The sequence below is a fragment of the Stenotrophomonas sp. STEN147 genome, assembly GCF_056757995.1.
On sequence record NZ_JBRRCG010000001.1, the window covers coordinates 448,077 to 467,960 of the forward strand.

Below are 19,884 nucleotides of genomic sequence, written 5' to 3' on the forward strand. Positions count from 1 at the left end.
GCCGGATTGGCCTCGCGCGTTCTGGCGAGGCCCTTTGCCAGGGAAGCCCTCGACACGACATGCGAACGTCCTTCTTCATTCTCTCCGCCCTGTGCCTGGGCCTGCTGTCCGGGTGCGCCAGCGGCCCGGAGCAGCACACCTCGATCCGCGAGATTACCGGTGCCTTCGTGGCCAACGATGGCCAGCTGTACCTGCTGCCGCGCTACGACGAACCGATGCGCTTCGATGCGGCGCCGTTCCGTGACTACCGCGCCCTGATGGACAGCCCGCTGCGCGAGGCGGTGGTGTGCGCGCAGATGTACTTCCACGAGGATTGGCGCGACCCGGCCAACAAGGCCAAGGTGCATGGCAGCTACGCGCTGCTGCTGCGGCCGGAGCAGGTGACGCCGCAACAGGCGGCGCAGTTCAGGCTGGAGCGGATTGATGTCACACCGCGCGAAGCCAAGGTGGTCGATGAGCGCGCGCGCTATTACCTGCCGCTGGAGCGGAGCCGTTACTCGCTGGCCTTTGATCGCGCCTGCGACCTTTCAAAGAAGGGCAGCAGCTATTACAGCGCCTTGTTCGAGGGCGATGGCGAACGCGTGCAGTTGCCGCACGCTGCGGCGCTGGCGGAGAAGGCGGCGCTGGCACAGCCGATCAACGCGCGCGCCGAGCGTATCCTGCCGGAGCGGGAGGACACGCCGGGCGTGGGGTCAGCGGCGGGCAAGGTGCTGGGCGCCGCTTTGATTCCTGTGGCGGTTCCGGTGTTTGTGTTGAGCCTGCCGTTTCTGGGGCCGGATCACTGGAAGTGATGGGGCGTTGGGGTAGGGCCGTCCACACATGGTGCGGATCTACTGGCACCTCGGCCTGCCCCCTGCCACACAGCTGGCCTGCCAGTGCTGCCAGGCCTCGGCATCGATACTGGCCTTCAGTGCAATGGCCTGCAGCTCCGCCCAGTCTTTCGGTGAAGGCGCGGCCAGCAGCCCGCGCATGAAGGCCTGCATCTTCGCCTCACCCACCTGCTTTTCCAGCGAAAGTAGCAGCAACGGACCATAGACGTAGCGATACATCTCGCCCAGGTCCGAGTGGCCATCGACGGCATCGAACGCCGGCAGCGGCGTATCCAGCGCATCGACGGTGGCCTGCAACCTTGCAACATAGTGGTCCGCCGCAGCGTCACCACTGATCTGACGCAGCGCCTTGATCGACAGGAATTCGGCGCTGGATTCCAGCAGCACCCAGTAGTACGGCCCCTGCGGGCGGTTGAGCGTGCCGAAGTAGTAATGGCCCATTTCGTGCGCGATGTACTGCACGCGCCGTTCGGCCTGTTCACCGCCGGCCAGCAGCGAATCGGCCACGTTGCCGATGCTGCCGCTCATGGCGATGGTCGGCCAGGTGGCAAAGCCCCATTCGCTGCCGTCGCGGTCGCGCTCGGCCTGGTTGAGCGTGACCATGCGCAGGAAGGTGGGGCGGTCGGCCAGCGGCACGCCCATGTAGCGCGCGTGCACGTCGGCCACCTGCTGCACGACGCGGGACAGCGCGTCGACCTTGGGCGTGGGCAGGCTCTCGTTGAGGAGGGTGACCTGCGCGGTGTGGGTGATCGGGCCGCTGCCACCGAACAGCAGGATGGGCCGCGCGTTGTCGCTGCGAAAGCGGCCCTGCGTGCCTTCGATGGCGGGGCTGCCATTGAGGTACAGGAAGCGGCAGCCGCGGCAGTCCACCTGCAGGTCGTAGCGGCTTTCGCTGCCGCGCACGCGGGCCTTGGGGTCGAACGCCTGAGGCAGCCATGCAGACTGCTCGGTAAAACGGGCGCTGTCGCCGTTGAAGGCCATCATGCCTTTGAAGTCGCCCATGGCATCGTGCTTCGGGTACAGCGGGAACGCGCCCACGTACTGCACGCAGAGCGTGGCCGTGGGCTCGGCCAGAGTGTAGACGCGCGCCTCGCCATCCACGCCCGGGTCGTACCAGCCATCGAACCCGACCGGCTTGCCCTCGTCATCGGTGACCCGTGCGACGTTCAGACCGGCATTGAGCACGAAGTGGCCCTGTGCGTCGGCGGGGCGATTGGACAGGCATGCATCGCCCTCCACGCGGCCACTGGCGATATCCAGGCGCACACTGCCAGTGGTGAGCGGCGTTGCCAGCTGCTCGGGCGATGCGGCTTGGCTGAGGGCAGGAGCGAGCAGTGCGGCGAGGGCCGCCGGCAGCAGGGCCTTGCTGGGGTTCATCGAGCCATCCTTGGGTGGATGGCGCCGACTATAGAGCCAATATGAATTCCTGCCGAGAGGGGCGCATCCACGCGTGGCGTGCAGTTGCGGAGCTACACTGGCCCCCTGCACGTGATGGAAGCTTGCCCATGTTGAACGGAAGGGTCGCAGTGGTTACCGGCTCCACCAGCGGTATCGGTCTTGGCATCGCCACGGCGCTGGCGCGACAGGGCGCCGACATCGTGCTGAATGGCTTCGGCGATGCGGCGCAGATCGAGAGCCTCCGCGCCAACCTCGAAGCGGAGTTTGGTGTGCGGGTGGCGCATGACGGCGCCGATCTTTCCCGGGGCGAGGCGGTACGAGCCATGATCGCCAACGCCGTTGCGAGGATGGGGCGTATCGACATCCTGGTGAACAACGCGGGCATCCAGCACACCGCGTCGATCGAGGAATTTCCTGTCGAGAAGTGGGACGCGATCCTGGCGCTGAATCTCTCGGCAGTGTTCCATGCCACGGCGGCGGCCTTGCCCTACATGAAGCAGCAGGGCGCCGGCCGCATCATCAACATCGCCTCGGCGCATGGGCTGGTGGGCTCGGTGAACAAGTCGGCCTATGTGGCAGCCAAACATGGCGTGGTGGGATTGACCAAGGTGACCGCGCTGGAAAATGCCGGCACCGGCATCACCGCCAATGCCATCTGCCCGGGGTGGGTGCGCACCGCGCTGGTGGAGCAGCAGATCACCGCGTTGGCCGAGCGCGAGGGTATCGATCAGGAGTCCGCCGCGCGTGCGCTGCTGGCCGAAAAGCAGCCCTCGTTGCAGTTCGTCACCCCCGAGCAGCTGGGGCAGACCGTGGTCTTTCTGGCTTCGGACGCCGCGGCGCAGATGACCGGCACGGCGCTGCCGGTGGACGGGGGCTGGACCGCGCGCTAGCGGGCCGGCGCCGCAAGCCGCGCCCGCAGCGCGTCCCAGTCGGCCACGAAACAGCCCTCGCGGCCGCGATTGCACTCGGTGATCCACGCATCCAGTGATTCGCTGCGCGCCCGGTGGGCGCTGACATCCCCCAGCACGGCAAAACGCAGGCGGTAGTTCACCAGCATCTGCATCCATTGCCCGGCCACGCCCGAACGCAGATCGAAGAAGTCCGGCGAGAGGCGCTGCACCGGAACCACGATCCACTCGGCAGGGTGACCCAGCGCGTCGCCGACGAGGTCGCGCAGGCCGTTGGCATCCAGCAGGGGGCCTTGGTCACGGACGCGCAGGAAGGTGGTGTCGCCGATCTTTTCCAGGTGCGGGTGCATGGGGGGAAGTGGGTGGGGGCGTTGAGCGGGGTGGAGGAGGGGGCGAGCTAGGGCGGCCCCTTTTGCGGACGTTGTGGGTCGATCAGGCCGGCTGCTCGCTCATGGTGACGTGTTCGCCCTTAACTGGAGACGCATTCTGCCGCATTTGAGAGGTGGTTGTGTTTACACGATTCCAGAATTCTCTTTGTAGCTCATCCACTTGCGGGATTGCAGGTAGATCGCCGCCGTTTCGCGCCTGGAAGTCCTGTCATCGGCTTCGGTAGCTTCGCGCAGCTGGCTGGAAAGGTCGGTGCCTGCTTCGTGTGGAACTGATATGGGTCGATTGATTGTGGTCGTTGGGGATGCAACCAGTGGCGGCGGGCGCGTTATCACGGGGTCTGCGTTTACTGATATCAACGGGCACGCCGTAGCACGTGTGTCCGACCGCGCGACATGCCCCAAGCATCAGGGCATCTTCCCGATCGTGACCGGGGACGATTCCTGGATTGTCGATGGGCAGCCGGTTGCGCGCGACGGTGATCGGCTGGCCTGCGGATGCAGCCTGCTGGCGGGCGCCCAGCAGACGACCCACATCGCGGCTGCTGGTGCGTTGGCACCTGCCACGTCGGAAGGGGATGCCACGGCTCACGCGCCAGCGCCCGACGAGTTCACGGTGCACTCGACCCAAAAGGAGCCGGTCTGCCGGGAATGCCTTCTGGCGGCGGCAAGGAGCGGTGCCGCTTACCTGCGGAGATGAATATGGAATACGCCATTGTTGACGCCGCTCCGTCCCCGCAGATTGCCAATGTTCTGGGAGGCTACGCCACATCGGGCATTGCGTGGCCGCTCTTTGAACATCAGCCTGAAGCCAGCAGCGCCGATGTCGGGCCTTGGCTGATCCAGTTGAATGGCAATGGATGGGTGCGCCGATGGCTGCTGAATCTTGAGGCGCGTCCGGGACGGGTGTGCTGGGTGACCAGTGACGAGCCGATTGGCGCCGTCATCGAGCATCTTCAAGCCCGCCTGGATGTACGGCTGTCAGATGGAGGCTTGGCGCTGTTCCGGTTCTGGGATGGACGCGCCTTGTATCGTGTGTGGACCGTCATGACGCGTGAACAGAAGAGAGCGTTCATGGCGCCATTCGTCCGGTGGTCAGTTTGGCTGCAGGGGCAGCAGTGGCAGCTGGATCGCGACGTTGTGGAGAAAAGCTGATGCTGACGTTCAATGCCAGACAGGAGGCGTTGCTGCGCTTGCCTGATCTGTTCGATTTCCTCCCCAGGCTTGCCGGCGAGATTCGCCGTGACATGCCCGAACGGGTCTTTGGCATGGATGACGCTGCACTTCTTGCGGAAACCGATCGCTGTTATGCCTACGCGGCCTACGAGTTGGGCATCACCCACCTTCCGGTGCTCGTTGCCTGGACGAAGACGGATGTCGGCAGTGGTGGTGAGCTTCATCGCAATGCTGAAGTGGATATCGCGATTCGCCACGCGGAGCACCCGAGCACCAAAGCGGCTGATGTGCTCGGCGCCTTGGCCGCCTTGCATCGGTGGCCGAAGGGAGAGGAGTGATGGTTGCGGTTCCTGTTCGTTGGGGCATAGGCAAGCTGGCCGAGAGAGCCGCTGCGGCGGCGGCAGCGGCAGCGGCGGCCACCGCGGCGAACGACGCCGTCAAGGACAAGCCAGACGTCCGAAGTCGAGAAGCAGACTGCTCTGATGTGCCAGACCACAGCGAGTGCAATCAGTGCTTGCTGGGGAATGGGCGAGTGGGGCAGCCGCCTACGCCGAGATACATAACCTTGAGCACACGCATCAACTATGACTACCAGCTACAGATCGCCAACATGTTTGCCGGTCCGGAGCGGTTTGGCTATGTACGCCGAGGCGATAGTGCTGACGAGATCGTGAGCATTGGCGTAGAAGTCGTAAAGGGGTTCTTTGGCAAGGGCGGAGAGTACACCACCCTTGAATGGCTATACGGAGGTACCTCGTTTGATGGCTTCTGGCGAGATCGGTGTACCGTGGTTGAAGCGAAGGCCAACTTTGAAAAATTCTTCGACGAATATGGCCGTGATGCAACGCCATTTACGTTTGCCGTAACTGAGTCCTGGCTCAAAAGTTACAGAGTGCAATCCGCGCTCGTCGCCCCTGCAATGCCTAGAGGGAAGCTTGAGTGGCACTTCATGGACGTCGTCGCTTTCATTGCTGGAATTGAAGCCGGGATTCCAACTGAGAGTGCGCGCCATACCCCTTACGTGCTGGGTGCCATTTGAGATGATCGTTACCTTGACCGTGAAGTTCGTCCCACAGAGGCTGTCTCTCTCAGAGGCATACGCCTATTCGGCTGCATTGATCGAGAATCTTGGAGAGCTCACGCCTGATTTCCGGCAATGGTGGGGCATGCCGAAAGGGCCGAAGGACCACTTCGTGTCATTTGTAGAGCGATCAAGGATCATCTCCCGAATGGAAGCGGACGAGGCAGAGTTTCCAGAGCTGCGGCATGCCGGCGCTCCCGGCCTGCTGTTGACGAACGCGGGAGATGAGGCGAGCTGGAGGGCGCGCGGACGGGTTGGGCTGGCGATCTCTCCAAGCTTTGGCTCGATTCGGATCAGCATCAGCGATGTGGAGGTGGTCTTCGAGCGGCCATCGCGCGTGCTGTGGACGATTCTGGATGCGATGTCCAAGCGGCCCGATGTGTGTTTGATACAGACGAACGTGAAACAGCGTGTGGGTGCTGATCTACTGCTTTACAGCCTGCATCGAGCACCGTTTCCCCATCGTGAGTTCCTGGGCTGGATGGGATACGTGGATGAGGCGCTCACCCGTGATCAGGTTCCTGCTGCGGCAAAGCTTGAGCGACGGGGCAATGGCACGCTCATCCTCGCCACCGACGTACTCGACCTGTCCGACCCGCATGCCGTGCAACAGGCCAACCAGGTCGAGATGAGCCTGGTCGATCTTGGGTTGCTTCCGGTCATCGACCCTGCGTTGAAGTAGCACTCGTTGCTGAGGAGATGCCGTGAATATCACCCTGGTCTGCCGTTATCCCCATCGGGCTCGCACTGCCGAGCAGGTGTGGGACGACCTGTCGATACTTATTCTCAACCTGTCCAATGCCGACCCGCTCTTCAGACAATGGTGGGCAAATCCACGATCTGCCAGAGACCCCTATGTTCCCCTCAGCGACAGCCGTGCATTCGTGGCGCGTGTCGAGGAAGACGATCATCGGTGGGCCAGGGAGTTCCCGGGCCAGCCGTCGGACGGCAGCAACGGAATCATGATCACCAACTCCGGAAACGATAGCGACTGGACGAAGCGTGGCGGCGCAGGAGTGAGCTACCAGCCCAATCTTGGCGTCCTTCGGTTCCACGTTGACCGTATCGAGAAGGCCTACCGGTCTCCCGGAAATGTAGTGGGCACCATGTTGTCTGCGGTACTCAGGACTTTGCCGATAAGCTTCGCCCAGACCAATGTCCAGCAGCGGGTGGATGGCCAGTTGCTGCTCTACAGCCGCGATCGCGCGCCCTTCCCGCACCGCGAGTTTCTGGGCTGGATGGGGTACGTGGACGCCCCTCTCGCTGCAGACCAGATTCCCGCGGCTGCCCGGCTGGAACGCTGTGGCAACGGAACACTCATCCTCGCCACCGACGTACTCGATCTTGCCGACCCGCATGCCGTGCAACAGGCCAACCAGGTCGAGATGAGCCTGGTGGATCTTGGGTTGCTTCCGGTCATCGACCCTGCGTTGAAGTGACTGCGGCCAGACACCCCACCAGTCAGCTCGGCTTGGCAAACACGTCCAGTCCCTTGCCGGTCTCCAACAACGATTTCAGGCTGGACAGCACGATCGGCCAGCCCTGGCGGATGCCGGTATCCATGCCGCTGCCGGGTTCCAGATCGTCGTGGGTGACGCTCAGCCGCACCATGTCCTGGTAGGGCACGATCTCGAAGGTGACGCGGCTGTAGCTGTCCGGGTTGTCGGCCTGCGAGGCCGCGGCCCAGGTGATGACCAGTCGCGAGGGTGGGGTGCTTTCCACCACTTCGCCGACCAGCTCGACCGAGCGCGTGTCGTTGGCGCGCACGTGCTGCCAGCGCGAGCCGGGTTTCCAGTCCGAGACGTTCTCGTGGCCCCAGTAGCGGCGGGCGATCTCGGGCCGGGTGATGGCCTCGAACACCTTCTGTGGCGTGGAGGCGATGTAGATCACGTGGATGAAGCGGGTGGACGCTGCGGACATCGTCATTCTCCTTCCAGTTCTCGTTTCAGGTCATGCAGCAGGCTCAGGCGCTGCTGCTCGAACTTGCGTACCCAGCGCTCGTAGACGTCATGCAGCGGCACCGGGTTGATGAAGTGCAGCTTCTCGCGGCCACGGCGCACCGTGCTGATGAGGTTGGCGTCTTCCAGCAGGCCCAGGTGCTGGGTGACCGATTGCCGGGCCATGTCCAGGTGTTCGCACAGCTGGCCCAACGTCTGACCGTTGTCTGCGCAGAGCAGGTCCAGCAGCGTCCTGCGCGTGGGGTCGGCCAGGGCCTTGAACACCTTGTCTGCATCCATGGCGGACAGAATAGGCAGGTAAATACCTGCATGTCAACCGCCGTCGGTGGATCGGCTCACGACCTCCCACTGGTCGATGCGGCTGGACATGGCCTGCAGCTTGTCACGCACACGTTGCACGGCATCGCTGCCCAGCAACAGGTGGCTGGGCGGTGCGTCGCTGTTGATGATCTTCAGCATGGCCTGCGCCGCCTTTTCCGGATCGCCCAGCTGATGACCGCTCTTGGCCTCGCGCGTACTGCGGATGGGGTCGAACAAGGCGTCGTAATCTTCAATGCTGCGCGGTGCACGCACCATCGAACGGCCGGCCCAGTCGGTGCGGAACGATCCCGGCGCGACGGCCGTGACGTGGATGCCGAACGCGGCCACTTCCTGGCCCAGCACCTCGCTGATGCCCTCCAGTGCGAACTTGCTGCCGCAGTACCAGGCGATGCCGGGCAGGGTGATGAAGCCGCCCATCGAGGTGATGTTGAGGATGTGGCCACGGCGGCGCGCGCGCATATGCGGCAGCACGGCCTTGATGAGCGCGGCGGGGCCGAACACGTTGACCTCGAACTGGTGGCGCAGTTCGTCCAGCGTGGATTCCTCGAGGATGCCTTCGTGGCCATAGCCGGCGTTGTTGACCAGCACGTCGATGGCGCCGATGCCGCTTTCGATGGCATCGACCAGCGCGTCGATGGAGGCGTGGTCGGTGACGTCCAGCAGGCGGCCGAACGCGCGGCCGGGGGCGAGTGATTCAAACGCCTGGCGGGCCGGTTCGTTGCGCACGGTACCGACCACGCGGTGGCCGGCCTGCAGGGCCTGTTCGGCGAGGGCGCGGCCGAAGCCGCTGCTGACGCCGGTGATGAGCAGCAGACGGGAGGGGGACATGGTGATGGCCTCATGGAAAGCGGGCTTGCACAGTAGTGCTTGTGGGGGATGCCCTACAGGCCTAAGCTTCGGCCGATCTTGCCTATTCCTCTGAGGTGTGCGGTGCGGTCTGGCGATGATCCGGTGCAGCAGGATGCGCAGGCGCGCATGGTGGGGCTGCTGCAGGCGTTGGCGCCGGAGGAGGGCTACACGCTCACCGCCGTGCCGGGCGTACGCCTGCTGCGCTCGAACCGGCCGCTGGCGCGCACGCCGGTGCTGTACGACCCGGGCATCGTGATCGTCTGCCAGGGCGTCAAGCGCGGCTACCTGGGCGGGCAGGTCTACCAGTACGACGCGCAGCACTACCTGGCGGTGTCGGTGCCGGTGCCGTTCACCATGGAAACCGACGCGTCGGCGGAGGCGCCGTTGCTGGCGATCTACCTGCACCTGGACCTGCAACTGGCGGCGGAGCTGTTGCTTGCGCTGGACGCGCATGAGGCGCCGGGGCAGACACACGCGCGCAGCATGATGGCCAGCCCGATGGACCCGCCGATGCAGGCCACGGTGATACGGCTGCTGCATGCGCTGGGCGACACGCGGGAAGCGGCGGTGCTGGGCCCGGCGCTGGTGCGCGAGGTGTACTTCCGCGTGCTGACCGGCGCCCAGGGCGCTGCGATGCGTGAGGCGCTGGCCATGCGCGGCCGTTTCGGCAGCATCGGCCGGGCGTTGCGGCAGATCCATGCGGCCTATGCCACGGCGCTGGACGTGGCACACCTAGCGGCGGAGGCGGGGATGAGCGTGGCGACCTTCCACGATCACTTCCGTGACGTCACCGGCACTTCGCCCATGCAGTACGTGAAGTCCACGCGCCTGCACCAGGCGCGGTTGCTGATGCTGCGCCAGGGGATGACCGCCGAGGCGGCGTCGCTGGCGGTGGGGTATGCCAGCCCGTCGCAGTTCAACCGGGAGTTCAAGCGTCTGTTCGGCCTGCCGCCGGCGGCGGAAGTGGCGCGGATGCGGCGCAGCTTCGCGGTGCCACCCGCGCCAGCCGGTGCGCTGTATGTGTCTTCCCACTGAACGGCGCGGGTCGGCCCGTTGACAGGCTATCTACCTACTAGTAGGTTTGCGCCCATGAAAGAGTCGCTGTCCCCGAAGGCGCTGGAGATCCTGGCGCAGGCCCGTTCCCTGCTGGAAGCCGGTGGTTACAACGGTTTCAGCTACGCGGACGTGTCCGCGCGGGTGAACATCAGCAAGGCCAGCATCCATCACCACTTCCCCAGCAAGGCCGATCTGGTGCGCACGGTGGTGGTGCTGTACCGGGCCGAGGCGCGCGAGGGACTGGCGCTGCTGGACCGGCAGCTGGGTGATCCGCTGCTGGAGCTCAACGCCTATGTCGATTACTGGTCCAGCTGCATTGCCGGCGGAACGGCGTCGTTCTGCATCTGCGCGATGCTGGCCGCGGAAGCGCCGATGATCCCGGTGGAGATTGCCGAGGAAGTGCGCGGCCACTTCGAGGACCTGACCGAGTGGTTGACCCGTACCCTGCTGAAGGGCGCTGCGCAGGGGCAGCTGCGCCTGCAGGGCCCGGCGGGCGACGAAGCCAAGGCGTTCATGGCGTCCGTGCACGGTGCGATGCTGGCGGCGCGGGGGTTTGGCGATGCGGCCACCTTCGCGGCCCTGGCGCGGCTGGCGATCGCGCGGGTGAGCGCCGCCTGAGAACTGTATGCGGAAGGCCTGCGGCAACGCGGGTCTTCTTTTTGCCCACCATGCCTACCTACTAGTAGGTTCACTGAATCCAACGGAGCACTCCCATGCCACACCCGCTGTCCGCCCTCGGCGTCATCCACACTGCCGTCAGCCTGCTTCCCATCGTGGCTGGTCTCTATGGCTTCGTCCGCCACCGCGCCATCGATCCGGCCACGCGTGCCGGCAAGCTCTATCTGCTGGGCCTGGTGTTGTCGGTGGCAACCTCGTTCACCGTGTCCAGCACGGGCGGACTCAATCCCGGCCACGCCTTTGGCGTGATCGTGCTGCTGGTTGCTTTCGGCGGCGTGCTAGCCGCGCGCCTGCGCTTCCTGGGGCGGGCGGCGCGGTATCTGTCCACCTTCGCGTTGTCGTTCAGCTTCCTGCTGTCGCTGGTGCCGGGCGTGAATGAAACGCTGACCCGCATCCCGGTGGCACATCCGATTGCGGCGGCGCCGATGGCTCCGGTCGTGCTGCAGACCCTGCTGGGGTGTTTCGTGGTGTTCGTGCTGGGCTTCATCGCACAGTGCTGGCGGATGCGTGGCCGCCGCTGAGAACAGGCGCCGCGGCGACACTGCTCAGTCTGCCAGCGGCGACGGCGCGTCTTCGCCATAGGTGGCGTAGGCGCTGCCGCAGGTGGCCACCGCAGCGGCCGCCGCGGGCAGGCCAGTAGCGCGGATGCCGCGCCGCGTATCGCGGTCGAATATTTCCGCGTAGCGTTCGGCGGCCAGCGCGTCATCAGGCAGCACATACAGCAGCACGCGCTGCAGGGTTGACTGGCCCTCCATCGGCTGCGGCGTGCGGAACGCCGGTACCTGCACGCGGGCGCTGTGCCAGCGCATCGGCTCGCTGCTGGTCTGCCAGCGGACCTGCAAGGGCTGATCGAGCGGAAGCAGCGCGGCGCCGTCCGGGTAGCCGTACGCGGTGCAGTCCGCGGGTGGCGTCGGGATGTTGGCGATGGCGCCGTCACCGATGTCCAGCGTGAGGCCATTGACCTCCATCCGCACGATGGGCGCGCCGCCGTAGTTGTGGACCTTGAACAGCACCAGGCCTTCGAAGCGGCTGCGCTCCAGATCATCTGCGGTAGTGCCGCTGAGGCGTGCGAGCGCGGGCGCGACCTCCACATGATCGCGGTAGTGGTAATAGAGGTGCACCAGTTCCGGCGTGCCCGGGCGCCTCCATGACGCGTTGAAGGGCGCAAGGTCCGGATAGGGGTGGCGCAGCAAGGGCACGTCGGTGACGGCACGATCTCCGGAGGGCGTGGCGTAGCGGTAGTGGTCCACCGAGCGCTTCAGGCGCCCGTCTTCATACGGGAATGCCCTGTCTGCATCGGACTGTGCGTTGGGGTAGCGGTGGAAGGTGATGAAACGTTCGGGCGTGTCGCCCTGCATGGGCAGGTCCGGGCCAGCGCCGGAGCCGGTGGATGCATACGGCGACGTGTCCAGCCACAGCGGTTGCCCGCTGAGATTGACGTGCAGTTCCGCGATGGCGGCACGCGAGCCGCCGGCGAAGCTGTCCCAGGTGTTCTGCAGGGAGTGCCACAGCGGAACGATGAGCATGGCTGCGGCGGTGGGCACGAACATCACGGCGTGCACGCGGCCGGGCACCTGGCCACGGTCCCGTACCATGTAGCGCAGCCACGCCAGCACAAGCACCAGCAGCAACGGTACGCCCACCCAGATCGCCAGGGTGGCCAGCGCCACAACGCCCCAACCCAGATTGGGGGTGGCCACAGCGATGAGCGAAAGGGTGGCGATGAACGCCGCCAGCACCAGCGACACGCCTATCCCGAAGCGGTAGTTCCTGTAAGGGCGGTCAGTCATCACCGTTCCATCGGCCTGCGGGACATGGCGATATCTTGCCGGTCCGATGGCGGAGTGGAAAGGCGGACGTTGCCGCAGGCCTACCCTCAGCAGCCGACCAGTCGATCGGCTTCGATGCCCTGCCGATGCAGGCTACGGTACTCGGTGGGGCTGGCATCGACCAGCCCGCGGAAATGGCGGCGGAATGATTCCTGTGAGCCGAAACCGGCCTGCTCGGCGACCCAGTGCAGCGGGCGGTCGGTGGTTTCCAGCAGCTCGCGGGCGAAAGCCACCCGCTCGCGGATCAGCCAGTCGATGGGTGACAGGCCGGTGGCGTCGAGGAACTGCCGTTGCAGGGTGCGTTGGCTCAACGCGGCCTGTTCGGCCAGGCTGCCCAGCGAGTGCGGTTCGCGCAGATTGCGCCGCATCCATTCCATCAGCTTGGCCAGGCGCGTCGGCTCGCCGCTGGGAATGGCGCGGCTGACGCGCTGGCTGCGCCCGGCATCACGCCAGGGCGCCAGCACCAGGCGCTCGGCAACGAGGTTGGCCACGCGCGCGCCGTAATCCTTGCGCACCATGTGCAGCATCATGTCCATGCCGGTGGCCGAACCGGCCGAGGTGATGATGCTGCCGGCGTCGACGTAGAGCACGTCGTCGCGCACGCCGATGCGGGGGAACTGCTGCGCAAGCGTTTCGGTGAGCCGCCAGTGGGTGGTGGCCTGGCGGCCATCGAGCAGGCCGGCCCAGGCCAGCACGAAGGCGCCCGAGCAGATCGAGGCGATGCGGGCGCCGCGCGCGTGGGCGCGGACGAGCGCATCAAGCAACGCCTGCGGCGGGCGTTCACTGGGTTCGCGCCAACCGGGAATGACGATGATGTCCGCATCGTCCACCGCGTTGAGATCATGCGGCAACTGCACCTGCGTATTGCCGAGCATGCGCAGCGCGCCGGGTTCGCCCGCGCACAGCTGCGTGCGGTACCACGCCACGCCCAGTTCCGGACGCACCGGTGCGAACAGGCCCACCGCACAACCGAACTCGAACAGGCCCTGGCCGTGGCAGGCCACGATGGCGACGGTCGGCGCGGTGGGATCGGCAGCGTGGATGGGCATGGCCTGATGCTACCGGTGATGGTGCATGCCGCCGCGTGGCATGCGGTCATGAGGTGATGCCTGCGGGATATATGGCGGCTGGGGTCGGATCCGTTTCCTTCGAAAGGGATCCGACCCCATGCAAGTGCGCTGCCTAACGTCATTACCAGCGGTCATGTGGGTGGCCGGATGTTACGGCTGGGTGACGCGATCACGCCTGTCGTGGCGGGTGAACAGGCCCTTGAATGGAAGCGTGTTTCCGGCCCACCCCACGAGCCCCCATGCCTGCCGCCTACGCCCCTGTCCTGAGTCCTCTTGCTGTGTTGATCGCCGCCGCCCTGGTAGCGGCCCCCGTGCATGCGGCAGACGCCGATGCGCAGCCGGCAACCACAGCGGCTGCCGCCAACGTCGCTGCATCCACCCTGGACGCAGTGGTGGTGACCGGCTCGCGCACCAGCACGCGCACGGTCAAGAACAGCTCCACGCCCATCGACGTGATCTCCGCCGAGGATCTTGCTGCGACCGGGCAGGCCAACCTGCTCGAAGCGCTGCAGCGCAGCCTGCCGTCGCTGAGCCAGATCGGTGGCTACCAGAGCGACCAGGAGAGCCTGATCCGCGGCTATCAGCTGCGCAATCTCTCACCGGGCTACACGCTGGTGCTGGTCAACGGCAAGCGCCGCAACGCCAGTGCCTATGTGAGCGGTGCCAACGGCGGCGGCTTTCCTGGCCACGCCTGGGCGGATCTGGCGCTGATTCCGGTGTCGGCCATCGACCACGTGGAAGTGCTGCGCGATGGTGCCTCCGCCATCTACGGCTCGGACGCGATCACCGGTGTGGTCAACGTCATCCTGAAATCGCAGGCACAGGGCGGTGAGGTGTCGGTGGAGAGCGGGCAGAGCATCGATGGCGACGGTACGCGTACCAGCGTGCGCGCCAACGTCGGCCTGCCCTGGGGCAAGGACGGCTTCGTCAACCTCTCGGGCGAGACCACGCGCCAGCACCACGCGATCCGGACGCGACGCTACATCGATGGCTATCTGAGCTATCCGGCGATCGATGCCAATGGCAACCGGGTCGCGCTGCGGCCGAACAACCGCCTGCCGGCCGGTGCGACGCCGGACCCTGCCGAGGCCACGCGCGATGCCGAAGCCAACACCATCCTCAGCTCACCGTCTTATGCGCTGAAGGCGTTTGCGGTGAACGTGGGCCATGGCCTGGGTGAGAGCGCGCAGTTCTACGCCAACGCCACTGCCAGTGACCGCACCGCGCAGGCGATCCAGAACTTCCGCCTGCCGGCCACGATCTTCACCACGTACCGGACACCGGGGGTGCTGAGCGTGTTTCCCGACGGCTTCCTGCCGGTGCTGGAGACCAAGGAGAAGCAGTACACCGGCACCGCCGGCGTGAAGGGGCAGGTGGCCGGCTGGGACTACGACGCCAGCCTGACCGGCAACCGCAGCACGGTGCGCACCTATACCCGCAACTCGGTGAACTACTCGCTGCCGTACCCGGGCTCGCCCACCGACTTCTATGACGGCAAGCTGGATTACCAGCAGGGCATTGCCAACCTGGACCTGCGCCGGGGCTTTGACGTAGCGGCCTTTGCCTCACCCCTGGACGTGAGTGCCGGTGCCGAGTACCAGCACGAGCGCTACGAGCGCGGGGCAGGGCAGTGGGAGTCGTACACCGGATTCGGTGCCGCTGCGTTTGTCGGCTACTCCACCGCCGACGCGGTGAAGGCCACGCGCAACAGCAAGGCGGTGTACGTGGGGGCGGCGACCAACGTCACCTCGCGCTGGTACCTGGATGCGGCCGCGCGCTGGGAAGACCATTCGGACTTCGGCAGCGTCTCGACCGGACGCTTGACCAGCCGCTTCGACATCACCGACGCACTGGGCGTGCGTGCGACGGTCAGCAACGGCTTCCACGCGCCGAGCCTGGGCGCGCAGTTCTACCAGGCCACGGGCAGCTGCCCGTGCGGTACGACGCTGGTGGCGCAGGTGTCCTCGCCCGCTGCGGTGGCACTGGGTGCCACCCCGCTGAAACCGGAGAAGGCCACCAACTACAGCATCGGCGTGACCTGGGACCCGAGCCCGGCCTTCCACCTGGCCGTGGATGCCTACCAGATCGACATCCGCGGCCAGCTCGGCCAGTCCAGCCAGATCGGCTACAACGCGCAGGATCCGGCGCGCATCACCGACAACAGCGGCACCGTATTGACCTCCGCGCAGAAGAACACGATCGATGCGCTGCTGGGTTCGGCCGGCATCAGCATCCTGCCGGGCGACGCGTTCTATGCCAGCTACTTCACCAACGTGGGCGACACCCGCACGCGCGGCGTGGAGCTGACGCTGGAGGCGAACCAGGACACATCGTGGGGCAAGCTGCGCTGGAGCTATGCCGCCAACGTCGGACGCACCACGATCCGCAGCGTCAGCGCCATTCCTGCGGCGCTGCAGGGGCTGCCCAACATCAACCTGCTGACGAAGTCCGGCGAGTACGCATTGCGCTTCCGTACGCCCAGCTACACCCAGGTGGCCGGACTGGGTTGGCAGAACGGACGCTGGCGCTCGAATGTGGACGTTACCTACTACGGGTCGATCAAGCGCCTCAACAACGGCGTGGAATACAGGCAGCCACCCGTGCTGGTGACCAACCTGTCCGGCGGTGTGGAGCTGGGCGCGGGCTGGAGTGCGGCGCTGGGCATCAACAACGTGTTCGACAAGCGCACCCGCAAGGTGCCGGAGTACGCGCGCAGCGCCACCGACGTGGCCAGCATCGAGACCACCTGGGACAGCGGTGACGTGCTCAGCAGGATCGGCGCGTTCTGGTACGGGCGGGTCAATTACCGGTTCTGAGGTTCAGGCATGGCGTCGCCGGGCAGCGTCCGGCGTTACCGAGGAGAGTGGCATGTCATCTGGGTTGAAGATTGTTGCGTTGATCGGATCGCCAACGGCATCGGTGAATTCGCGCACGCTGTTGCTGGTACGGCACCTGCTGGAGGCGCTGCAGCAGCGCCTGCATGCCAGCGTGACACTGGTGGAGCTGGCGCCGATAGCGCGCGCGCTGGGGCAGACGCTGTCGCGCAGCGAGGCCGAGCCCGCGGTGGAACAGGCGCTGGCCACCCTCGAGGATGCCGAGCTGCTGGTGGTGGCCGCACCGGTCCATCGTGGCTCGTACCCGGGGTTGTTCAAGCACCTGGTGGACTTCATCGACCTCGAGGCGCTGGTGGACACCCCTGTGCTGCTGGCGGCCACCGGGGGCAGCGAGCGGCATGCGCTGGTGATCGACCATCAGCTGCGACCGTTGTTCAGCTTCCTGCAGGCGCATACGTTGCCCATCGGCGTGTATGCCACACCAGCCGATTTCGATGGCGAGCAGATCAACAGCGCGGCGTTGCAGGCGCGCATCCAGTTGGCTGCCGAGCGCGCTGCCGGGCATCTGCTGCCGCATGCCGCCAGCGGGCCGGCGCCCCTGCGCCGCATCGCCTGAGCTGCCCATAACGGCCAGCAGTCTGCTTATTGCCAACCTGCATCTGCGTGGCCGGATCCGACCGGCGATTGTCGCCAGCAGGTACGGGCGCGGCGCACAGCTTCTCTAGCATCGATAGCGAAACGGCACTTCATTGCCGGCCCAGACGAGGACGAATCCGTGGCTGCAGCTGCCTCCCCCAAACCCATCCTGTTCCTGCTTGATCGCGAGTTCGTCGACGGCCAGTTGCCGGGCCAGCGCTTCTTCTGCCGGCACAGCCTGCTGCTGGAAGGCGCGCTGTCCAGCATCGACGGCCTGGATGCACAGCTGGACGTGCGCCGCATCGGCTTCGCGCGGCCACGCCGCGAGGTGATCGCGGCGGTGGGCGAGCAGGACCAGTCGCTGCCGAAGCTGGTGCTGCCGCAGGGCGTGCGCAGCGAACACGCCAACGGTGCCTACCAGGACCGGCAGTACGTGACCGGTGCCGAGCCGATCCTGGCCGCACTCAATGGCCTGCTTGGCATTCCTGTGGCCCACCCCTGAGCGAGGACGCGGACATGAGCTACCTCATCAGCGTGCTGGACAAGAGCCCGGTGGCCGAAGGCGCAGGCGCCGAGCAGGCGCTGCGCAACAGCCTGCAGCTGGCCCAGCGTGCCGAACAGCTGGGCTACCACCGCTACTGGTTTGCCGAGCATCACGCCGCACCGACCCTGGCCAGTCCGGCGCCGGAGGTGCTGGCGGCATGGGTGCTGGCACAGACCCGGCGCATCCGCATCGGCAGCGGTGGCGTGATGCTGCGCCACTATGCGCCGTACAAGGTGGCCGAGAACTTCAACCTGCTGGCGGCGCTGGCGCCCGGACGCGTCGACCTGGGGGTGGGCAAGGCACCCGGTGGCCTGCCGGCGTCCACCGCAGCGCTGGCCGCGGGGCGACCGGCCTTCGCCGATTTCGATCAGCAGCTGCGCGATCTGGAAGGATTCCTGTCCGGCTCGCTGGCCGAAGATCATGCGCATGCCAATGCGCAGGCGCGGCCGGTGCCGCAGGTGGCGGCCGAGCGTTTCCTGCTGGGCGCCAGCCCGCAGAGCGCACGGCAGGCGGCGGAGCTGGGCTGGCGCTTCGTCTATGCCGCCCATTTCGACGGCGACCCGAAGCACATCGAAGCGGCGTTCGAGGCCTATCGCGCCGTATCCACGCAGCCGCCGTTGCTGGCCACCGTCGCTTTCGCGGCGCCCACCAGCGAAGCGGCGGCGCGCCATGTCGGCGCATTGCGTGTCTACAAGCTGCACCTCGGCCCGGGGCAGACGGTGAACCTGCCCAGCCCGGACGCCGCGGCCGAGTATGCCCGCCAGGTGGGCGTGACCGACTTCCGTATCGAAGAGACGCGGCCCAGCGTGCTGTCGGGCGACGCGCAGCAGGTGCGCGGGGAACTGGACGCACTGCACCGCCGCTTCGGCGTGGGCGAATTCATCCTCGATGCGCCGGTGGCCGACCTCGACGCACGCCTGGCGTCCCTTGAACTGCTGTCGCCCGCGCCACGCGCGGCGGTGGCCTGACCTGCAGGAGCGATACCCATGAGCAAGACACCGCGCCCCATCCCGTTCGGCATCATGCTGCAGGGACCGGGCAGCCACATGCATGCGTGGAAGCATCCGTCCAACCCGGCCGATGCCAGCGTGAACCTGGACTTCTACATCGACATCGCGCGCACGGCCGAAGACAACGGCATCGCGTTCGGCTTCGTTGCCGATGGGCTGTACATCAACGAGAAATCGATCCCGCACTTCCTCAACCGCTTCGAGCCGATCTCGCTGTTGTCCGCGCTGGCCACGGCGACGAAGAAGATCGGCCTGGCCGGCACGCTGTCCACCTCCTACAGCGATCCGTTCACCGTGGCCCGGCAGTTCGCCTCGCTGGACCTGATCAGCGGTGGGCGCGCCGGCTGGAACGTGGTGACCTCGCCGCTGGAAGGATCGGGCCGCAACTACGGCCGCCCGCATCCGGAACATGCGCTGCGCTACCAGATTGCCGACGAATACCTGGACGTGGTGCAGGGCCTGTGGGATTCATGGGACGACGATGCCTTCATCCGCGACCGCGAACAGGGCACCTTCTTCGCCGCCGACAAGTTCCGCCGCCTCGACCACAAGGGCCGCTTCTTCCAGGTCGAAGGCCCACTGAACATCCAGCGCTCGGCGCAGGGCCAGCCGGTGATCTTCCAGGCGGGCTCGTCCGACGACGGCATCGCGCTGGCCGGCAAGTATGCCGATGCGGTATTCACCCACTCGCCCTCGCTGGAAGAAACCCGTGCCTTCACCCAGAAGGTGAAGAACTCGGCCATCGCCCACGGGCGCAGCGGCAATGACGTTAAGATCTTTCCGGGCATCGGGCCGATTGTCGGCCACACCGCCGAGGAGGCCGAAGCCAAGTACCAGGCGATTGCCGCACTCGCGGGCCTGGACGATGCGCTGGCCTACCTCGGGCGCTTCTTCGACCATCACGATTTCACCCAGTACGATCCCGACGCGCCGTTCCCCGAGCTGGGCGAGATCGGCAGCAATTCGTTCCGCTCCACCACCGATCGGATCAAGCAGGATGCCCGCGAGCAGGGCTTGAGCCTGCGCCAGGTCGCGTTGCAGGCGGTGAGCCCGCGGCCCAACTTCATCGGTACACCCGAGCACGTGGCCGACGAGTTGATCCGCTGGTTCGAGGCGGGCGCCAGCGATGGCTTCATTCTGGGGTTCGCGGCGCAGCGCGAGGGGCTGGACGATTTCGTGACCCTGGTACTGCCGATCCTGCAGGCGCGCGGGTATCACCAGCGCGAGCTGGAAGGGAAGACGCTGCGCGACCACCTGGGCCTGCCGTACAAGGCCAGCCGTCATTCGACGGCCGCCGAACCGGCGCGGAAGGTGGGCTGA

General features: G+C 66.2%; 23 protein-coding genes. 16 read left to right on the top strand and 7 right to left on the bottom strand.

Annotated features, from left to right (window positions below):
• Nucleotides 1-59: 59 nt before the first annotated feature.
• Complete coding sequence (locus tag ACVOKU_RS02005) at nt 60-791, top strand: hypothetical protein (protein ID WP_481558915.1); 732 nt, start codon at nt 60-62, stop codon at nt 789-791.
• A gap of 39 nt (nt 792-830) precedes the next feature.
• Here ACVOKU_RS02005 and ACVOKU_RS02010 read toward each other — a convergent pair whose 3' ends face one another.
• Complete coding sequence (locus ACVOKU_RS02010; RefSeq protein WP_481558916.1) at nt 831-2,207, bottom strand: M1 aminopeptidase family protein; 1,377 nt, start codon at nt 2,205-2,207, stop codon at nt 831-833.
• 128 nt (nt 2,208-2,335) lie between these two features.
• Between ACVOKU_RS02010 and ACVOKU_RS02015 the strand changes: the two genes are divergently transcribed.
• Complete coding sequence (locus ACVOKU_RS02015) at nt 2,336-3,118, top strand: 3-hydroxybutyrate dehydrogenase (RefSeq protein WP_481558917.1); 783 nt, start codon at nt 2,336-2,338, stop codon at nt 3,116-3,118.
• On the opposite strand, the gene ACVOKU_RS02020 is transcribed toward ACVOKU_RS02015, so the two are convergent.
• A complete protein-coding gene (locus ACVOKU_RS02020) occupies nt 3,115-3,486 on the bottom strand; it encodes a DUF4180 domain-containing protein (protein WP_481558918.1) in 372 nt (123 codons plus the stop codon). The two genes, ACVOKU_RS02015 and ACVOKU_RS02020, sit on opposite strands and share 4 nt — an antisense overlap.
• A gap of 313 nt (nt 3,487-3,799) precedes the next feature.
• Between ACVOKU_RS02020 and ACVOKU_RS02025 the strand changes: the two genes are divergently transcribed.
• The 6 genes from ACVOKU_RS02025 to ACVOKU_RS02050 are packed head-to-tail and all read left to right on the top strand — an operon-like array spanning nt 3,800 to nt 7,218.
• Nucleotides 3,800-4,222: a PAAR domain-containing protein gene (locus ACVOKU_RS02025; protein WP_065175549.1), complete on the top strand. Its 423-nt coding sequence runs from the start codon at nt 3,800-3,802 to the stop codon at nt 4,220-4,222.
• A gap of 2 nt (nt 4,223-4,224) precedes the next feature.
• Nucleotides 4,225-4,677 (top strand): DUF4123 domain-containing protein, encoded by a 453-nt coding sequence (locus tag ACVOKU_RS02030; RefSeq protein WP_481558919.1) that lies wholly within the window; start codon nt 4,225-4,227, stop codon nt 4,675-4,677.
• Nucleotides 4,677-5,036, top strand: a complete 360-nt coding sequence (locus tag ACVOKU_RS02035) for a hypothetical protein (protein WP_065175551.1) — start codon at nt 4,677-4,679, stop codon at nt 5,034-5,036. The genes ACVOKU_RS02030 and ACVOKU_RS02035 overlap by 1 nt, the downstream gene beginning before the upstream one ends.
• A complete protein-coding gene (locus ACVOKU_RS02040) occupies nt 5,036-5,737 on the top strand; it encodes a Tox-REase-5 domain-containing protein (RefSeq protein ID WP_461289636.1) in 702 nt (233 codons plus the stop codon). Before ACVOKU_RS02035 ends, ACVOKU_RS02040 begins: the two co-directional genes overlap by 1 nt.
• Nucleotides 5,738-5,750: 13 nt before the next feature.
• Complete coding sequence (locus ACVOKU_RS02045) at nt 5,751-6,461, top strand: hypothetical protein (protein WP_481558920.1); 711 nt, start codon at nt 5,751-5,753, stop codon at nt 6,459-6,461.
• A 22-nt stretch (nt 6,462-6,483) separates the two neighbouring features.
• Nucleotides 6,484-7,218, top strand: coding sequence for a hypothetical protein (locus ACVOKU_RS02050; protein ID WP_481558921.1), 735 nt, complete (start codon nt 6,484-6,486; stop codon nt 7,216-7,218).
• A gap of 22 nt (nt 7,219-7,240) precedes the next feature.
• Here ACVOKU_RS02050 and ACVOKU_RS02055 read toward each other — a convergent pair whose 3' ends face one another.
• The 3 genes from ACVOKU_RS02055 to ACVOKU_RS02065 are packed head-to-tail and all read right to left on the bottom strand — an operon-like array spanning nt 7,241 to nt 8,886.
• Entirely contained in the window at nt 7,241-7,699 is a 459-nt protein-coding gene (locus ACVOKU_RS02055) for an SRPBCC family protein (RefSeq protein ID WP_481558922.1), read from the bottom strand.
• 2 nt (nt 7,700-7,701) lie between these two features.
• The gene (locus ACVOKU_RS02060) at nt 7,702-8,016 is read right to left on the bottom strand and encodes an ArsR/SmtB family transcription factor (RefSeq protein ID WP_053517574.1); all 315 of its coding nucleotides are present in this window, start codon (nt 8,014-8,016) and stop codon (nt 7,702-7,704) included.
• A 33-nt stretch (nt 8,017-8,049) separates the two neighbouring features.
• Nucleotides 8,050-8,886 carry an oxidoreductase gene (locus tag ACVOKU_RS02065; protein ID WP_481558923.1) on the bottom strand — a complete coding sequence of 279 codons (837 nt, stop codon included), beginning with the start codon at nt 8,884-8,886 and terminating at the stop codon, nt 8,050-8,052.
• Between the two features lie 102 nt (nt 8,887-8,988).
• Between ACVOKU_RS02065 and ACVOKU_RS02070 the strand changes: the two genes are divergently transcribed.
• The 3 genes from ACVOKU_RS02070 to ACVOKU_RS02080 all read left to right on the top strand — a co-directional run bounded on the left by ACVOKU_RS02070 (nt 8,989) and on the right by ACVOKU_RS02080 (nt 11,162).
• Nucleotides 8,989-9,942: an AraC family transcriptional regulator gene (locus ACVOKU_RS02070; RefSeq protein ID WP_279942104.1), complete on the top strand. Its 954-nt coding sequence runs from the start codon at nt 8,989-8,991 to the stop codon at nt 9,940-9,942.
• Between the two features lie 54 nt (nt 9,943-9,996).
• Nucleotides 9,997-10,581 carry a TetR/AcrR family transcriptional regulator gene (locus tag ACVOKU_RS02075; protein WP_053517572.1) on the top strand — a complete coding sequence of 195 codons (585 nt, stop codon included), beginning with the start codon at nt 9,997-9,999 and terminating at the stop codon, nt 10,579-10,581.
• A gap of 95 nt (nt 10,582-10,676) precedes the next feature.
• Nucleotides 10,677-11,162, top strand: coding sequence for a hypothetical protein (locus ACVOKU_RS02080; RefSeq protein WP_053517571.1), 486 nt, complete (start codon nt 10,677-10,679; stop codon nt 11,160-11,162).
• 24 nt (nt 11,163-11,186) lie between these two features.
• Here the strand turns inward: ACVOKU_RS02080 and ACVOKU_RS02085 are convergent, their stop codons facing one another.
• Nucleotides 11,187-12,431, bottom strand: a complete 1,245-nt coding sequence (locus ACVOKU_RS02085) for a hypothetical protein (RefSeq protein ID WP_481558924.1) — start codon at nt 12,429-12,431, stop codon at nt 11,187-11,189.
• A gap of 86 nt (nt 12,432-12,517) precedes the next feature.
• A complete protein-coding gene (locus ACVOKU_RS02090) occupies nt 12,518-13,519 on the bottom strand; it encodes a helix-turn-helix domain-containing protein (protein WP_065175558.1) in 1,002 nt (333 codons plus the stop codon).
• Nucleotides 13,520-13,779: 260 nt separating this feature from the next.
• Between ACVOKU_RS02090 and ACVOKU_RS02095 the strand changes: the two genes are divergently transcribed.
• From ACVOKU_RS02095 to ACVOKU_RS02115, 5 genes are all read left to right on the top strand, one after another.
• Nucleotides 13,780-16,356, top strand: coding sequence for a TonB-dependent receptor plug domain-containing protein (locus ACVOKU_RS02095; RefSeq protein ID WP_481558925.1), 2,577 nt, complete (start codon nt 13,780-13,782; stop codon nt 16,354-16,356).
• Between the two features lie 52 nt (nt 16,357-16,408).
• Nucleotides 16,409-16,990: an FMN reductase gene (msuE, locus tag ACVOKU_RS02100; RefSeq protein WP_053517566.1), complete on the top strand. Its 582-nt coding sequence runs from the start codon at nt 16,409-16,411 to the stop codon at nt 16,988-16,990.
• Nucleotides 16,991-17,149: 159 nt separating this feature from the next.
• Nucleotides 17,150-17,512 (top strand): DUF3088 family protein, encoded by a 363-nt coding sequence (locus ACVOKU_RS02105; RefSeq protein WP_053517565.1) that lies wholly within the window; start codon nt 17,150-17,152, stop codon nt 17,510-17,512.
• A 14-nt stretch (nt 17,513-17,526) separates the two neighbouring features.
• On the top strand, nt 17,527-18,522 hold the full coding sequence (locus ACVOKU_RS02110; protein WP_053517564.1) for an LLM class flavin-dependent oxidoreductase: 996 nt from the start codon (nt 17,527-17,529) through the stop codon (nt 18,520-18,522).
• An 18-nt stretch (nt 18,523-18,540) separates the two neighbouring features.
• On the top strand, nt 18,541-19,884 hold the full coding sequence (locus tag ACVOKU_RS02115) for an LLM class flavin-dependent oxidoreductase (RefSeq protein ID WP_481558926.1): 1,344 nt from the start codon (nt 18,541-18,543) through the stop codon (nt 19,882-19,884).

Bases quoted from the DNA above. Each gene is read 5' to 3' on its own strand.
- ACVOKU_RS02005 (WP_481558915.1), top strand. From the start codon at position 60: ATGCGAACGTCCTTCTTCATTCTCTCCGCCCTGTGCCTGGGCCTGCTG.
- ACVOKU_RS02010 (WP_481558916.1), bottom strand. From the start codon at position 2,207: ATGAACCCCAGCAAGGCCCTGCTGCCGGCGGCCCTCGCCGCACTGCTC.
- ACVOKU_RS02015 (WP_481558917.1), top strand. From the start codon at position 2,336: ATGTTGAACGGAAGGGTCGCAGTGGTTACCGGCTCCACCAGCGGTATC.
- ACVOKU_RS02020 (WP_481558918.1), bottom strand. From the start codon at position 3,486: ATGCACCCGCACCTGGAAAAGATCGGCGACACCACCTTCCTGCGCGTC.
- ACVOKU_RS02025 (WP_065175549.1), top strand. From the start codon at position 3,800: ATGGGTCGATTGATTGTGGTCGTTGGGGATGCAACCAGTGGCGGCGGG.
- ACVOKU_RS02030 (WP_481558919.1), top strand. From the start codon at position 4,225: ATGGAATACGCCATTGTTGACGCCGCTCCGTCCCCGCAGATTGCCAAT.
- ACVOKU_RS02035 (WP_065175551.1), top strand. From the start codon at position 4,677: ATGCTGACGTTCAATGCCAGACAGGAGGCGTTGCTGCGCTTGCCTGAT.
- ACVOKU_RS02040 (WP_461289636.1), top strand. From the start codon at position 5,036: ATGGTTGCGGTTCCTGTTCGTTGGGGCATAGGCAAGCTGGCCGAGAGA.
- ACVOKU_RS02055 (WP_481558922.1), bottom strand. From the start codon at position 7,699: ATGTCCGCAGCGTCCACCCGCTTCATCCACGTGATCTACATCGCCTCC.
- ACVOKU_RS02060 (WP_053517574.1), bottom strand. From the start codon at position 8,016: ATGGATGCAGACAAGGTGTTCAAGGCCCTGGCCGACCCCACGCGCAGG.
- ACVOKU_RS02065 (WP_481558923.1), bottom strand. From the start codon at position 8,886: ATGTCCCCCTCCCGTCTGCTGCTCATCACCGGCGTCAGCAGCGGCTTC.
- ACVOKU_RS02075 (WP_053517572.1), top strand. From the start codon at position 9,997: ATGAAAGAGTCGCTGTCCCCGAAGGCGCTGGAGATCCTGGCGCAGGCC.
- ACVOKU_RS02080 (WP_053517571.1), top strand. From the start codon at position 10,677: ATGCCACACCCGCTGTCCGCCCTCGGCGTCATCCACACTGCCGTCAGC.
- ACVOKU_RS02085 (WP_481558924.1), bottom strand. From the start codon at position 12,431: ATGACTGACCGCCCTTACAGGAACTACCGCTTCGGGATAGGCGTGTCG.
- ACVOKU_RS02090 (WP_065175558.1), bottom strand. From the start codon at position 13,519: ATGCCCATCCACGCTGCCGATCCCACCGCGCCGACCGTCGCCATCGTG.
- ACVOKU_RS02095 (WP_481558925.1), top strand. From the start codon at position 13,780: ATGCCTGCCGCCTACGCCCCTGTCCTGAGTCCTCTTGCTGTGTTGATC.
- msuE (WP_053517566.1), top strand. From the start codon at position 16,409: ATGTCATCTGGGTTGAAGATTGTTGCGTTGATCGGATCGCCAACGGCA.
- ACVOKU_RS02110 (WP_053517564.1), top strand. From the start codon at position 17,527: ATGAGCTACCTCATCAGCGTGCTGGACAAGAGCCCGGTGGCCGAAGGC.
- ACVOKU_RS02115 (WP_481558926.1), top strand. From the start codon at position 18,541: ATGAGCAAGACACCGCGCCCCATCCCGTTCGGCATCATGCTGCAGGGA.